Annotated in this window: 11 protein-coding genes; 8 read left to right on the forward strand and 3 right to left on the reverse strand. The window is 72.7% G+C overall.

What is annotated here, in order from left to right:
* Positions 1-142: 142 nt before the first annotated feature.
* The 5 genes from MUY14_RS18030 (at position 143) to MUY14_RS18050 (ending at position 9428) form a co-directional block, all read left to right on the forward strand.
* Complete coding sequence (locus MUY14_RS18030; protein ID WP_247024165.1) at positions 143-5614, forward strand: biotin carboxylase N-terminal domain-containing protein; 5472 nt, start codon at positions 143-145, stop codon at positions 5612-5614.
* A gap of 126 nt (positions 5615-5740) precedes the next feature.
* Positions 5741-6046, forward strand: coding sequence for a hypothetical protein (locus tag MUY14_RS18035; RefSeq protein ID WP_247024166.1), 306 nt, complete (start codon positions 5741-5743; stop codon positions 6044-6046).
* A complete protein-coding gene (locus MUY14_RS18040) occupies positions 6046-7296 on the forward strand; it encodes a hypothetical protein (protein ID WP_247024167.1) in 1251 nt (416 codons plus the stop codon). Before MUY14_RS18035 ends, MUY14_RS18040 begins: the two co-directional genes overlap by 1 nt.
* 14 nt (positions 7297-7310) lie before the next feature.
* The gene (locus MUY14_RS18045; protein WP_247024168.1) at positions 7311-7982 is read left to right on the forward strand and encodes an ESX secretion-associated protein EspG; all 672 of its coding nucleotides are present in this window, start codon (positions 7311-7313) and stop codon (positions 7980-7982) included.
* 126 nt (positions 7983-8108) lie between these two features.
* Positions 8109-9428 carry a M14 family zinc carboxypeptidase gene (locus MUY14_RS18050; RefSeq protein WP_247024169.1) on the forward strand — a complete coding sequence of 440 codons (1320 nt, stop codon included), beginning with the start codon at positions 8109-8111 and terminating at the stop codon, positions 9426-9428.
* Between the two features lies 1 nt (position 9429).
* Here the strand turns inward: MUY14_RS18050 and MUY14_RS18055 are convergent, their stop codons facing one another.
* The gene (locus MUY14_RS18055; RefSeq protein ID WP_247024170.1) at positions 9430-10467 is read right to left on the reverse strand and encodes a trans-aconitate 2-methyltransferase; all 1038 of its coding nucleotides are present in this window, start codon (positions 10465-10467) and stop codon (positions 9430-9432) included.
* A 69-nt stretch (positions 10468-10536) separates the two neighbouring features.
* Positions 10537-11292: a PadR family transcriptional regulator gene (locus MUY14_RS18060; RefSeq protein ID WP_247024171.1), complete on the reverse strand. Its 756-nt coding sequence runs from the start codon at positions 11290-11292 to the stop codon at positions 10537-10539.
* Positions 11293-11304: 12 nt separating this feature from the next.
* Here MUY14_RS18060 and MUY14_RS18065 point away from each other — a divergent pair, with 12 nt between their 5' ends.
* The 3 genes from MUY14_RS18065 to MUY14_RS18075 all read left to right on the forward strand — a co-directional run bounded on the left by MUY14_RS18065 (position 11305) and on the right by MUY14_RS18075 (position 14002).
* Positions 11305-11592 carry a hypothetical protein gene (locus tag MUY14_RS18065; RefSeq protein WP_247024172.1) on the forward strand — a complete coding sequence of 96 codons (288 nt, stop codon included), beginning with the start codon at positions 11305-11307 and terminating at the stop codon, positions 11590-11592.
* 241 nt (positions 11593-11833) lie between these two features.
* Positions 11834-13327 carry an exo-alpha-sialidase gene (locus MUY14_RS18070; protein ID WP_247024173.1) on the forward strand — a complete coding sequence of 498 codons (1494 nt, stop codon included), beginning with the start codon at positions 11834-11836 and terminating at the stop codon, positions 13325-13327.
* A 111-nt stretch (positions 13328-13438) separates the two neighbouring features.
* Complete coding sequence (locus tag MUY14_RS18075) at positions 13439-14002, forward strand: STAS domain-containing protein (protein WP_247024174.1); 564 nt, start codon at positions 13439-13441, stop codon at positions 14000-14002.
* Here MUY14_RS18075 and MUY14_RS18080 read toward each other — a convergent pair.
* A complete protein-coding gene (locus MUY14_RS18080) occupies positions 13953-15248 on the reverse strand; it encodes an MFS transporter (protein ID WP_247024175.1) in 1296 nt (431 codons plus the stop codon). The two genes, MUY14_RS18075 and MUY14_RS18080, sit on opposite strands and share 50 nt — an antisense overlap.
* Positions 15249-15313 lie beyond the last annotated feature (65 nt).

Genomic DNA, 15313 nt, shown 5'->3' on the forward strand with positions numbered 1-15313 from the left:
CCCACAACGCAGCCGCCTCGGCATGCGCCATGGCGGACATTGGTCTACCCCGCGGTAATCCAGCAGGGTGTAGACAGGTGCAGGCGACGCTCCAGGACAGGTGCGTCGCCTTCTGTGCGTGGGTACTTGGGAGGCTCAGCCGGTGTTCAGTCGTGTCGCCATCGTCAACCGCGGAGAGGCCGCGATGCGGCTCATCCACGCCGTCCGGGATCTGTCGGCGGAAACCGGGACGCGGATCGAGACGGTCGCCCTCTACACCGACGCGGACCGCACCGCCACGTTCGTCCGTGAGGCCGACCTGGCCTACGACCTCGGCCCCGCCTCGGCCCGGCCCTACCTCGACCTCGCCAAGCTCGAGCAGGCGCTGATCGAGACGAAGGCCGACGCCGCGTGGGTGGGCTGGGGTTTCGTGGCCGAGGACCCGGCGTTCGCCGAACTGTGCGAGAAGGTCGGCGTCACCTTCGTCGGGCCGAGCGCCGACGCGATGCGCAAGCTCGGCGACAAGATCGGCGCGAAGCTGATCGCCGAAGAGGTCGGCGTGCCGGTCGCGCCGTGGAGCCGCGGCGAGGTCGCGACCCTCGAAGCCGCCCTCGAGGCCGGCGACCGGATCGGCTACCCCCTGATGCTGAAGGCGACCGCCGGCGGCGGCGGGCGCGGCATCCGCATGGTGGCCTCCGGCGAAGACCTCGCCGACGCCTACGAGCGCACCAGCCAGGAAGCGCTGCGCGCGTTCGGCTCCGGCGTCGTGTTCCTGGAGCGCCTGGTCACCGGCGCCCGGCACGTCGAGGTCCAGGTCATCTCCGACGGCACGACGGCGTGGGCGCTCGGCGTCCGCGACTGCTCGGTGCAGCGCCGCAACCAGAAGATCATCGAAGAGTCCGCCTCCCCCGTCCTCGCGCCGGAGCAGACCGCCGAGCTGAAGACGTCGGCGGAGCGGCTCGCGGTCGCGGTCGGCTACCGCGGCGCGTGCACCGTCGAATTCCTGTACCACCCGGGTGAGAAGCTGTTCGCCTTCCTCGAGGTCAACACCCGCCTGCAGGTCGAGCACCCGATCACCGAGATCACCACCGGCACCGACCTGGTCAAGCTGCAGCTGCACGTCGCGGGCGGCGGCAAGCTCGAAGGCACCCAGCCCGCCGAGCTCGGCCACGCGATCGAAGCCCGGCTCAACGCCGAAGACCCCGACCGCGACTTCGCACCCTCCCCCGGCCGCATCGCGCGGCTCGCCCTGCCCGCCGGCCCCGGCATCCGCGTCGACACCGGCGTCAGCGAGGGCGACACCATCCCGGCCGACTTCGACTCGATGATCGCCAAGATCATCGCCTACGGCCGCGACCGCGCCGAGGCGCTCGGGCGCCTGCGCCGCGCGATGGCCGAAACCACCGTCATCATCGAGGGCGGCGCGACCAACAAGAGCTTCGTGCTCGACCTGCTCGACCAGCCCGAGGTGATCGACGCAAGCGCCGACACCGGCTGGATCGACCGCGTCCGCGCCGAAGGCCGCCTGGTCACCCACCGGCACTCCGCGATCGCGCTCGCCGCGGCCGCCATCGAGGCCTACCAGGACGAAGAAGACGTCACCATCCAGCGGCTGCTGGCCACCGCCCACGGCGGGCGCCCGCAGGTACAGCACGAAAGCGGCCGCCCGCTCGACCTCAAGCTCCGCGGCGTCGGCTACCGCGTCAGCGTGGCCCGCGCCGGGCGGAAGCGCTTCCGCGTCGGCGTCTCGGCCGGCACGTCGGACGTGCACCACGCCGAGGTCGAGATCGACCGCTTCGACGCCCACAGCGGCCAGATCCTGGTCAACGGGCGGCGGTTCCGCCTGATCTCGGCCACGCACGGCCCGATCCACCTGGTCGAGGTCGACGGCGTCACCCACCGCGTCAGCCGCGACGAGGGCGGCGTCGTCCGCTCCCCCGCGCCCGCGCTGGTCGTCGCCACCCCGCTGTCCGTCGGCGACGAGGTCGAGGCGAACGCGCCGATCCTCGTGCTGGAGAGCATGAAGATGGAGACGGTGCTGCGCGCGCCGTTCCGCGCCCGCGTCCGCGAGTGCCCGGTTTCCGTCGGCAGCCAGGTCGAGACGGGCGCGCCGCTGATGCGCCTGGAGCCGCTGACCGACGGCGACGAGGCCCAGGCGGCCGAAGAGACCGAGACCGTCGAGATCGAGCTGCCGTCGGTGCCGGACGGCGTGTCCGCGGCCGAGCGCGTCGCCCGCGGCCTGCAGGACCTGCGGAGCCTGCTGCTCGGCTTCGACGTCGATCCGGCCGAGCGCAAGCGGCTCGTCGCGGCCTACCTGGAGGCACGTGCCGAGCTGGGCAACCGGCCGGTCGAGGGTGAGCTGGACCTGCTCACCGTCTTCGCCGACCTGTCCGAGCTGAGCCGCAACACCCCCGGCGGCGAGCTCGACACCGAGCCCAACGGCGCCGTGCACAGCTCGCGCGAGTTCTTCCACAGCTACCTGCAGAGCCTCGACGTCGAACGCGCCGGCGTCACCGAAGGCTTCCAGGCCCGGCTCCGCCAGGTGCTGGCGCACTACGGCGTCGCCGACCTCGACCGCACGCCGGAGCTGGAGGCCGCGGTCTTCCGGATCTTCCTGGCGCAGCAGCGGATGTCGGCCGACATCGCCATCGTTTCGGACCTGCTGCGGCAGTGGCTGACCGGCGCGCCGCCGGCGGAGTCGCTCAGCGAGCGCGCCGGGCTCACCCTGGAGCACCTGGTCGAGGCCACGCAGGTGCGCTTCCCCGCGGTGTCCGACCTCGCCCGCGGCGTCGTGTTCCGCTGGTTCGCCCAGCCGCTGCTGCGCCGCAACCGCGCCGAGGTGTACGCCGCCGTCCGCACCGAGCTGCGCTACCTCGACCAGCACCCGGACGCACCGGACCGCGCCGACCGGATCCAGGCGATGATCACCGGCTCGCAGCCGCTCGTCCGGCTGGTCGGCCAGCGGATCGGGCGCCCGGGCCGCGACCACGCGCCGCTGCTGGAAGTGCTGACCCGCCGCTACTACGGCAACCGGCGGCTGTCCGGGGTGGCCGTGCGCGACGCCGGTGGCTCCCGGTGGCTGACCGCCGGGCTGGAGACCGCCGACGGCGTGCTGCCCCTGGTCACCACCGCCGTCGACATCGCCGCCCTGCCCGACGCCCTCGCCGCGCTCGGCGAGGTGGCCACCGAAGGCGTGGTCGCCGACCTGTACCTGCGCTGGGAGGACCAGCCCGACGTCGACGCCACCGCCGAGCGGCTCGGCGCGCTGCTGGCCGGGCACCCGGTGCCCGCGAGCGTGCGGCGGGTCGTGTTCACCGTGGCCGGCACCGGCGGCGCGGTGATGCACCACCACTTCACGTTCGAGCGCGACGGCGAGGCGTTCGCCGAGGACCGGCTGATCCGCGGCCTGCACCCGCAGATCGCCCAGCGCCTGCAGCTGCAGCGCCTGCGCGAGTTCGACCTCACGCGGCTGCCGTCGGCGGACGAGGAGATCTACCTCTTCAAGGCCGTGGCGAAGACCAACCCGGCCGACGAGCGGCTGATCGCGATGGGCCAGGTTCGCGACCTGACGCCGCTGCGCGAAGCCGACGGCCGCCTGGTCGCGCTGCCCGCGCTCGAGGACGCGGTCACCGCCTGCCTCGACGCGATCCGCAACATCCAGGCGCAGCGGCCGCAGAACAAGCGGTTCGACACCAACCGGATCATGATGTATGTCTGGCCGCCGACCGACCTCACCACCGACGAGCTGAACACGCTGGTCCAGCGCATCCTGCCGACGTCGGTGGGCGCCGGGCTGGAGGAGGTCCAGTTCCTGGCGCGGCGGCGCACGGACGCGGGCAAGCTGACCGAGCTCGCCGTCCGGATCACCTTCGACCCCGGCCACGGCGCACGGCTGCACGTCGACCACCCGTCGACCGAGCCGGTCAAGCCGCTGGACGACTACCGCCTGAAGGTCCTGCGTGCGGCGCGGCGCGGGACGGTGTACCCGTACGAGCTGACCGACCTGCTCGCCGGTCCCGGCGGCACGTTCACCGAGCACGACCTCGACGAGAGCGGTGTCCTGGTCCCGGTGGACCGGCCGAAGGGCAAGAACACCGCCGCGCTCGTGGCGGGCGTCGTCACGACCCCGACCGAGCGGCACCCCGAAGGCGTCACGCGGGTGGTGCTCCTCGGCGACCCGACGAAGTCGCTGGGCGCGCTGTCGGAGCCGGAGTGCTCGCGGGTCATCGCGGCGCTCGACCTGGCCGAGCGGATGCGCGTCCCGCTGGAGTGGCTCGCCCTCTCTTCGGGCGCGCGGATCTCCATGTCCTCGGGCACCGAGAACATGGACTGGGTCGCCGCGGCGCTCAAGCGGATCGTCACGTTCACCCAGGACGGCGGCGAGATCAACATCGTGGTCAACGGCATCAACGTCGGCGCCCAGCCGTACTGGAACGCCGAAGCGACGATGCTCATGCACACCAAGGGCATCCTGGTGATGACGCCGGACTCGGCGATGGTGCTCACCGGCAAGCAGGCGCTGGACTTCTCCGGTGGTGTGTCGGCCGAGGACAACTTCGGCATCGGCGGCTACGACCGCGTGATGGGCCCGAACGGCCAGGCGCAGTACTGGGCGCCGAACCTGCCGGCCGCGCGGGAAGTCCTGATGGCGCACTACGAGCACACCTACATCGCGCCGGGCGAGTCCGGGCCGCGGAAGGTGGCCACGACCGACCCCGCGGGCCGCGACGTCTCGTCGTTCCCGCACGCCGTCGTCGGCAGCGACTTCCGGACCGTCGGGGAGATCTTCTCGGCCGAGCACAACCCGGACCGCAAGAAGCCGTTCGACATCCGCACGGTGATGCGCGCGCTGTCCGACCAGGACCACCCGGTCCTGGAACGCTGGGCGGGCATGGCGGACGCGGAGACCTCCGCGGTGCAGGACGTGCACATCGGCGGCCGCCCGGTCTGCCTGATCGGCATCGAGTCGCGGTCGGTGCCCCGCCGCGGCTTCCCGCCCACCGACGGCCCGGACACCTACACCGCGGGCACGCTGTTCCCGCGTTCGTCGAAGAAGACCGCGCGCGCGATCAACGCGGCGTCGGGCAACCGGCCGCTGGTCGTGCTGGCCAACCTGTCGGGCTTCGACGGCTCGCCGGAGTCCCTGCGCAAGCTGCAGCTGGAGTACGGCGCGGAGATCGGCCGGGCGATCGTCAACTTCGAGGGCCCGATCGTGTTCACCGTGATTTCGCGGTACCACGGCGGCGCGTTCGTGGTGTTCTCCAAGACGCTCAACCCGAACATGACGGTGCTGGCCCTCGATGGCTCGTTCGCGTCGGTGCTCGGCGGCGCCCCGGCGGCCGCGGTGGTGTTCGCCGGCGACGTGAACAACCGCACGGCGAACGACCCGCGGGTGACCGAGCTGCAGGCCCAGGTCGCGGCGGCGGGCGGCGCCGAGCGGGCGGCGCTCAACGCCAAGCTGGCCGAGGTCCAGTCGTCGGTCCGCGCGGAGAAGGTCAGCGAGGTGGCCGCGGAGTTCGACCGCGTGCACAGCATCCAGCGGGCCGTCGAGGTCGGCTCGGTGGACGCGATCATCAGCGCGGCGGAGCTGCGGCCGCGGATCATCGAGGCCATCGAGCACGGCCTGAAGAAGTAGCTCTCCCCAGCCGAACCGGGGCCGGTCACCCACGTGACCGGCCCCGGTTCCGTTTTCCGTAACGGGCCGGGCGGACCCCGCGACTGTCCACTTGCGGCTTCCGCCGCGAGCCGGAGAGGGGACCCGTTGACGCACACCGACTTCGCGCTGGACCCCGACGAAGTACGGGTGCTCCTGGAGCGGCTGAAGGTCGCGAACGACCGCTTGACCGACGCGTGGGCCGACACCGGCCTGCTGACGGGCTCGCGCTCCCCCGCGGGTGATCCGGCGAGCGAGGCCTACACCGCGCGTCTCGCCACGCTGTTCGCGGCCGACCGCGACCACCTCCGGCAGCGGATCGCGTTCCTGCACGACCTGGTCGCGAAGGTCGGCGCGTCGGCCGGGCGGCTGAGCGCGCAGGATGCCGCCGCGGCCGGGGACCTGGCGGGCTGATGCTGTTCCCCTGGTCGAACCCCCGGGTGCGGGCCGCGGCCGACCGCGCCGGCCCGGCGTCCGTGCGTTCGACGGAGGACGCCGAGAAGTGGTCCGCGGGCCTGGCGCACCAGGACGTCGAGGCGCGGGTCGTCTCCCTCGAGGACCTCGTGGACCTGGTGCACGGCGGCAGCGGCACCGGCTGGGCCGAGGCCGCCGAAGCGGCGCAGCGGGTGGGGATGGCGCACCGCGAGGTGGCCGACCTGCTGCATTCGGTGCTCAACCGGCTCGACTCCGCGTGGCGCGGCGACGCGGCCGACGCCGCCGGCGCCACCACCCGCGCGTTCGGCGGCGCCCTCGACACGACCGAGGCGCGGTACGTCCACAATGGACTGAACATCACCGAGGCGGACCACCACTACCGGCAGCTCCGCGCCGAGCTCGCGCACCTGGGGCCGCGTCCGGAGAAGAGCCTCTGGGACCACCTCACGCCGTGGGACACCGACACGGAAAAGGCGATCACCGCCTACAACGAGAACGCGGCGCGGTACCTGGAGCACTACCACGCCTACGCCGCCCAGCTGGACGGCCAGGCCCGCGCCCTGCGGTACGACGAAGGCGACCCGGCCGCCGATCGTGCACGCCCCACCGGCGGTGGTTGCGCCCCCGATCCGGCCTGCGGCGGAAGCACTCCCGCCGTCACCCGGCCGTACTCCGGCTTCCCCGCGACGACCGGCTTCCCGGCTCCCGCCACCCAGGCCCCGGCCGGAGCGGTTCCGCCCCCGGCACCCGCCGTTCCGTCACCGGCGTTCGCCGCACCGCCTGCTCCGGCCGCCTTCTCCCCGGCGCCGGGACCGCTGCCGGACTCGCCGGTCACCGCCGCCCCGCCCGACGCGACGAGCACGACCGGCTTCGTCCCGACCGGACCCCCGGCGTTCGCCACCCCGGCGGCACCGGTTTCCCCACCGGGGGCGGGAGCCGTTCCGCCGGGCTTCGGAGCTGTCCCGCCGGGTTTCACCGGCAATCCCCGCGGCGGCCTCGTCGGCGGAGAACTCCGCACGGCCGGTGAGAGCCTCCGGGGCGCGGGCGGCACCGGTCCGGGTTCCGGAGCCGCCCCGGCTTCCGGCCGGGGTTCGCGGCGCGAGGACGACCGGGACCACGAACGCAAGTACGTCCTCGACGACGGCTCCCTCTTCACCGACGAAGAACGGTACGGCTGGGTCGACCCGGTCACCGGCCGGACCACCGTCGACCCCACCATCGGTGCCTGACCCGGGAGAACCGCATGCCCGTCTTCGACGAACCCGTCGTCCTGCCCCGGCCGGCGTTCCTCACCGCCTGGCGCCTGCTCGACTTCGGCGACGCACCCGCGGCCCTCGGCACCGGCCGCCACCACTGGCTTCGCGATGACGCCGCGGCGGAGCTGGAGAAGCGCACGATGGGCACGCTCACCGGCCTGGGGCTCGCGCGCAACGGCCGCCTCAACGACCTCTGGCGCACGTCCCTGCGGACCCTCGCGCACGCCGACCGCGAGTTCTACTCCTGGACCACCCGCCGCGACGGCGGGCACGGCGCCGTCCTCGTCGCGGCGCGGGGCGAGGACGCGGTCCGGCTGGTCGCCGACGACGTGGCGGTGCTCGTCGAGCCCGTGCGCCCGGCCCGGCTCGCGACCAGCCTCCTCGACGGCCTGCCCGAGCTCGACGGCGCCGACGTCCCGGACCAGGTGCAGACCGCGAGCGCCGCGCCGCTGCGGGAACCGCGGGAAGCGGTCCACCAGCTCTACACCGCACGGCGCGAGCGCGGCGTCCGGATCCGCTCGAACCCGGCCACCGCGCTCGACCTCGACCGCGGCCGCGTGCTGACCTACTCGGTCGGCGAAGACGCCGTCGTCGTCGCGCCGGGCACCCCGCGGCTGATCGTCGCCCTGCTGAACGAGACGCACGCCGGGCTGGTCTGAGCAGGCCGGGTTTCGCGACTTTCGGGGGTGTGCCGGGTTTGCCCGTCCCGACACACTGTGCGTGCCGGTGCGGTGACCAAGGGTTCCCGCCGGACCTCCATCCGTGCGGCGTGAGGAGATCCTCCGATGGCGTCAAGGTCCCTGTCCCGGCTCGCCCTCGCGGCGACCGGGGTCCTGCTCACCACCCTGCTCGGGGGCACGGCCACCGCGCAGCCGGCGGACACCCCCGTCTTCTGGCGGGTGCCGGCCACGGCCACCCAGGCGCGGGCGCTCACCGACGCCGGGTTCGACGTCGAAGAGGGCGATGCCGGCGCGGTGTACGTCGTCGGCGGTCAGGCGGTCGCGAACCAGTTGCGGGCGCGGGGTTTCCGGCCGTCGTTCTTCGACACCGTGTACAAGGACCTGCCCGCGCAGGGGAACGCGCTGGCGGCCGACACGTACTACGGCGGCTACCGGACGGTCACCGCGCACGAGAACCACCTCGCCGCCGTCGCTTCCGCGCACCCGGACCTGGCCACGAAGTACACGATCGGCCAGTCGTGGAAGAAGACGAAGGGCCAGGGCGGCCACGACATCCAGGCCCTCTGCCTGACGAAGAAGCAGGCGGGCGACTGCACGCTGTCGACGACGTCGCCGAAACCCAAGTTCTTCCTGATGGCCCAGATCCACGCGCGCGAGCTGTCCACCGGCGAACTCGCCTGGCGCTGGATCGACTACCTCGCCGACGGCTACGCGACCGACGCCACCGCGAAGTCCATTTTGGACACCACCGAGGTGTGGGTGGTGCCGATCTCGAACCCGGACGGCGTCGACATCGTCGCCTCGGGCGGGAACTCCCCGAAGCTGCAGCGCAAGAACGCGAACAACACCCGCGGCGGCTGCAGCGGCACGAACATCGGCATCGACCTCAACCGCAACTCCACGTTCAAGTGGGGCGGCGACTCGAACTCCGCGTGCTCGGAGACGTACCAGGGCGTGAGCGCGGGGTCCGAGCCCGAGACGCAGGCGCTGGAGAAGCTGGCCCGCGCGATCTTCCCGGACCAGCGCGGCACCGGGAACAACGACCCCGCGCCGGCCACCGCCAAGGGCACGATGATCACGCTGCACAGCTACGGCAACGACATCATCATCCCGTGGGGCTTCACCCAGTCCACCTCGCCGAACGACGCGCAGTACCGCCGCCTCGGCGCGAAGTACGCGGCGTCCAACGGTTATCTCGTCGGCACCAACGAGGAGACCGTCGGCTACGACACCTCCGGCACCACCGACGACTTCACCTACGGCGAACTGGGTGTCGCCAGCGTGACGTTCGAGGTCGGCGGTTCGAGCGGCACCTGCGGCGGCTTCCTCCCCCGCTACACCTGCGTCGACAGCACGTTCTGGCCGAAGAACAAGGGCGCGCTGATCACGGCCGCGAAGGCCGCGGCGGCGCCGTACCAGCAGTAGGTCAGGGCCGGCAGGCGTAGATGCAGTTCTGCGGACGCGGGGACCCGAGCACTTCGACGTGCCGGAACCCCGCGTCCGCGAGCATCGCGGTGGCGGTTTCGGTACCCCACATGGCCCCCAGCGCGGCCCCGCCCTCGGCCAGCGACGTCGTCGTGCAGTACATCAGGCTGATCGAATAGCACAGCGCGGCGAGCGGGTCACCGACGTTTTCGGCGACGTCGCTGGAGAAGTTCGTGTCCACCATGAAGAACAGGCCGTCGGGCGCGAGCGCGCCGCGGATCCGGCCCAGCACGACGTCCGGCCGGTCCTGGTCGTGGACGGCGTCGAAGGCGGTGATCACGTCGTACGGCGGATCGGCCGTCAGCTCGGCGGCGTCCCCCACGGCGAACTCGGCGTTCGGGAGGTCCCGGGTGTTCTCGCGGGCCTGGTCGACGACGCCGGGGTTGATGTCGATCCCGGTGAACCGCGACGCGGGGAAGGCCCGCGCGGCGACGGCGACGGCGTTCCCGGTGCCGCAGCCGAGGTCGAGCACCCGAGCTCCGGCGGCGAGCCGCTCGGTCAGGCCGGGGACGGCGCCGAAGAAGCCGTCGACGAGGTGCTCGCGGTAGATGTGCTTCCAGCTGTCGCCGGTCTTGGCGCCGAGGGTTTCGAGATAGGGCCCGTACGCCGAGCGCGGGACGCCGCCACCTTCGGCGAACGCGCGTTCCAGCTCGGGGAGGATGCCGGTGAAGGCGCTCAGGGTGAGCAGCGAGGGCATGAGGTTCGCCGCGGTCTCGCCGAGCAGGAACTTCGCGTGCTCCGGCGGGAAGGTGTACTCACCGGCGTCGAGGGTGAAGAGGCCGCCGGTGACCATCGCACCGAGCCACTCGCGGACGTACCGCTCCTGAAGGCCGGCGCGTTCGGCCAGCCCGGCACTGGTGGCGGGCCCCCGGGCGGCGGCTTCGAAGAGCCCGGTGCGGTGGCCGACGCCGATCAGCATGGTGAGGGCGCTGCCGGTCATGATCGTCGTGAGGTGGGCGGCGAAGTCCTTTTCCTCCATGGGAGGCGAGCTTACGGTCCGGCCGGGCGGGATCGGCTCGCCACTTTCCCCCGCCCGGCCGAGGCGCCGTCAGGCTTCCTCGTCCTCCAGGCCCGCGTCGGCCAGTACGGCGTAGACCCGCCGCCGGGCGTCGGCGAGGATCTTCTTCACCTCGGCCACCTGGGCTTCGGTGCCGCTGTGCCCGACCTGCGCGGCGGCGCCGGACAGCTCGCCCAGCGCGTGCCACAGCGCGGCGAACCGGTCGGCGTTCGGCTCTTCCTCGGGCTCACCCCACAGCGCGGCGAACTCTTCCTCCCGGCCGGCGACGTGCGCACGGCCCGCATCGGTCAGCTCGGCCACCCGACGGCCGGCGGTCTCGACGGTGTGGACCAGGCCTTCGTCCTCCAGCTGCTGCAGGATCGGGTACACGGAGCCGGGACTGGGCCGCCAGCGGTCGTGGGTCCGGCGGCGGATCTCCTGCATCAGCTGGTAGCCGTGCATCGGTTCCTCGGCCAGCAGCGCCAGGACGGCCGGGCGCACCGGACGCGCCGCGGGCCGCCCGCCGCGGAACTCCCGCACCCGCTGCCACGCACCCCCACTGCCGCCCCAGCCGCCCGGACCACCGAACGAGCCGGGACCGCCGGGGAACCCGGGAAACCCGGGCGGCATCGGCGGCTGGGGCGGGTGCGGCGGGAACCCGCCCGGCGGGCCGCCGCGCGCCAGGTCCGGGCCACCATCCCAATCCTCGTGGCCCGGCACCCCGCGCAGCCCCGGCTCGTGCCCCGGCCCACCGTGACCGCCCAGTCCACCGTGCCCACCCGGCCCGTGGCCGGGCACGTCGTGCATCCCCGGTCCGCCGTGCCCACCTGGCCCGTGGCCGGGCCCGCCATGCATCCCGGGTACGTGGCCGTGCAGTCCCGGCCCGCCGTACTCACCCGGATCGTGGCCGGGCCCACCGTGCGGTCCCGGCCCACCACGGCCGCCGTGGTCATCGTGGTCCGGCCCGCCGTGATCGCCCGGCTCGTACCCGTGCAGACCGTGCAGGCCTGGGCCGCCGTGCCCGTGCATCCCCGGCCCACCGTGCCCACCCGGGCCGTGGCCGAAGGGGCCGCCGAACCCGGCGAAGATCCGTCCTGCTCCCGCTGACCTGTCCATGCGTTCTCCTCCTGGTAGTCGTGTAGCCGTATCGCCGACATTCACACGATATATCGCCGCTCGATCGGCGGCAACCTACCCGAAGGAGAACCTCGAGCCCTGGCGACGGCCGCGTTCACCGGAAATTTCCTTCCCGGCCATGAATAGTTCGTTATACGGCGGGTTGTACGGGTCTTGTACGGACCGCGTCGACGCTGCCGCCGAGACGTAAGACGAACCCGTAGGGAGAACCGTGAACCTCACCCGGATCGCCAGAGGCCTCCTGGCCGGGCTGCTGGGGTGCGCCGCCGTGGCCGTGCCGGCGACCATCGGCACCGCCGCCGCGCAGGCCGACGTCAGCAGCACCCTGGTGTTCGCCAAGAACACCGAAGGCCACGACTGCTACCGCATCCCCACCGTCGTCAAGGCGAACAACGGCGACCTGCTCGCCTTCGCCGAAGGCCGCAACGGCGGCGCCAGTACCTGCAACGACCTCGGCGAAATCGACCTCGTGCTGAAGCGCTCCACCGACGGCGGCAAGACGTGGGGCGCCGTGCAGACGGTCATCAAGGCCAACGGCGACACCAAGGGCAACCCGGCGCCGATCGTCGTCCCGGGCAGCAACCGGGTCGTGCTGCTGTCCACGATGCAGTGCTACACCAACCCCGCCTGCGGCCGCGTCCCGCGCGTGTCCCTCAGCGAGGACAACGGGAAGACGTGGGGCGCGCCGCGCGTGCTGACCACCGAACTCGGGTTCGCGAGCGCGCCGGGCTGGCTCGCCACCGGGCCGTCGCACGGGATCGTGCTCACCCGCGGCGCGCACGCCGGGCGGCTCGTCGCCGGGGTCAGCTGGACCACCGGCGGCAAGGACACCGGCGCGCTGGTCTACAGCGACGACCAGGGCACCACGTGGCACCGCGGGGCGACCGACTCGCCGACGACCGCGATCAACCCGCAGGAGATCAGCGTCACCGAGCTGCTCGACGGCCGCGTCTACGCCGCCGCGCGCAACCAGGCCAACGACGGCGACAAGTGCCTGGCGGGCGGGACGCGCAACCGCGCCTTCGCACTGAGCTCGGACGGCGGCGCGACCTTCAGCTCGAAGTTCGCCTTCGCCACCGACCTCGTCGCGCCGACCGTTCAGGGCTCGACGGCCCGGATGAGCGCCACCGACACCGGCGGCAGGTACAACCGGGTCGTGTTCGCCGCACCGTCCACTTGCGACCGTCGCAAGGAGCTGCGCGTGCACTCTTCGTTCGACGAAGGCGCGAACTGGACCGGCACCGCGGGCAGCCTGCTCGTGTGGGGCCAGGACGCGGCGTACTCCGACATGGTGCAGCTGTCCCCGTCGTCGGTCGGCGTGCTGTTCGAAGCCGGGCCGGAGCTCCACGCGAACGACACGATCCGCTACGCCACGGTGACCGACGCCGCACTGGGCGCCCCGGCCTGCGGGCTCGGGTACGGCGTCATCGATTCGGCGCCGCTCGGCACGGCGGGCACGGCCTACCTGACCTACAACGCCGCCACCGGCAAGAACTGCGTCAGCGCGATGAAGAGCGCCAACGCCGGTAAGGCGACGCAGACGTCGGCCTTCCTGGAAGTGCAGGGCTCGGCGCGGGTCACGGACTCGGGCGCGTTCTCGTACTTCGCCGGCCCGGTCGCCGCGGCCGCGGCGGACAAGTGCGTGAAGTGGGGCGGCGCGGCCGACGGCCAGGCCTACACCAGCGGGTTCGAACACTGCGGCTGACGCGGTGGAGGGGACCCGCGCCGTGGCCGGGTCCCCTCCCCGTGGCCGCCGAACGCGTCACACCCGCGCCCCGGGTGTTGCACCGGGGCCCCCGGGAGCGATGTAACAACCATGGTCCGCCCCGAAGACGAACAGGACCGCGCACTGGCCGCGGCGCTGCGGGAGTGGGCGCGTCAGGTCGACTCTGTCCCCTACCCCGCCCAGCTCGACATCGACGCGCTGCTGGAGCGGCACTACCAGTCCCAGCGAGAACCGCCGCCCGCCGCGTCGCTGGTGGTCACCGCGACCGCCGACGCCACCGTCGTCGCGGTCACCGGGGACATCGACCTGGCCCGCGAGGACCGGCTGCACGGCCGGCTCGCCGAAGAGGTCGCGCTGGCCCCGCGGGGTCTCGTGCTGGACCTGGCCGGCGTGCGCCACTGCTCCGCCCGCGGGGTGGCGCTGCTGCACGAGGTGGCCGGGCGCGCCACCCGCGCCCGGGTCCCGTTCGCCGTCGCCGGGTGTCCCGCGGTGGTCCGGCGGGCGATCGAAACCCTCCGGCTGAGCCCGCCGCTGCCGCTGCACGCCACCGCCGGCGACGCCGTCGAGTGGCTCGGGATCCTGGCCCGGCTGCAGGCGGAGGGGGCTACTTCGCGGCCGCTGGGGCCGTGGCCACCGCCGCCTCGCCGAACTTGATCCCCTTGGCCTCCTTGCCGATCGCGGTCAGCACCGCCACCGCGACCAGGCCGGGGACCACGGTCCACACGAGGGCCGAGGTGTACCCGTGCGACTCCGCGATGGCCTGCTGGATCGGCAGGTTCAGCGCGGCCAGCAGGTTGCCCAGCTGGTAGGTCACGCCCGGGTAGAACCCGCGGATGGCGTCCGGCGACATCTCGGTCAGGTGCGCCGGGATCACGCCCCACGCGCCCTGCACCATGATCTGCATCAGGAACGAGCCGAGCGCGAGCATCCCCGCGCCGTGGTCGAACGCGAAGATCGGGATCACCGGCAGGCCGAGCACCGCCGCCGTGACGATCGTGCGGCGGCGGCCGAGCCGTTCGGACAGCGTGCCGAAGGTCAGGCCGCCGATGATGGCGCCGACGTTGTACAGCACGGCGATCCACGTGCTCGTCGCCGCACTGAGCCCGGCGCCGCCGTTCTCGTGGGCCTTCAGGAAGCTCGGGTAGACGTCCTGGGTGCCGTGGCTCATCCAGTTGAACGCCGTCATCAGCAGGATCAGGTAGCCGAAGCGGCGGATGACCTTCGGGTTCAGCAGGATGTCCTTGACCGACGTCCGGCTCACCCGCAGCTTCTCCCGCGCGACCTCCCAGACCTCCGACTCCTTCACGCGCGCCCGGATCAGCAGGCTGATCAGCGCCGGGAAGATGCTCAGCACGAAGATCCAGCGCCATTCGAGGTCGAGCAGCGAGTGGAACAGCAGGTACGCGAGCGCGGCCAGCAGGTAGCCGATCGAGTAGCCGACCTGCAGCAGGCCGGAGAAGAACCCGCGGCGGGCCACCGGGATCTTCTCCATCGCCAGCGCCGCGCCGAGGCCCCACTCGCCGCCCATGCCGACGCCGTAGACGAACCGCAGGACCAGCAGCACCGTGAAGTTGGGGGCGAACGCGCACAGCAGGCCGGCGACCGAGTACAGCAGGACGTCGGCCATCAGCGGGATCCGGCGTCCCACGCGGTCGGCCCACAGGCCGAACAGCAGCGCGCCGACCGGGCGCATGACCAGCGTGGCCGTGGTGATGAACGCCAGCTGCGTCGCCGTCGCACCGAACGACTTGTCCTTCGCGATGTCCGCGAGGACGAAGACGACGAGGAAGTAGTCGAAGGAGTCCATGCTCCAGCCGAGCAGCGCCGCGAGGAAGGCGTTGCGCTGATCGGATGTAAGCGCTTTCTTCCCCGGAGCCGGTTCCGCCTTGCTTTCCGTCACGTTTGCCCCGTCCCGTCGGTTTTTCACCGGAAGACCGCAGGCACGGTCTAGCACCCACCGCGGGG

The sequence above is a fragment of the Amycolatopsis sp. FBCC-B4732 genome (assembly GCF_023008405.1).
Lineage (GTDB): Bacteria > Actinomycetota > Actinomycetes > Mycobacteriales > Pseudonocardiaceae > Amycolatopsis > Amycolatopsis pretoriensis_A.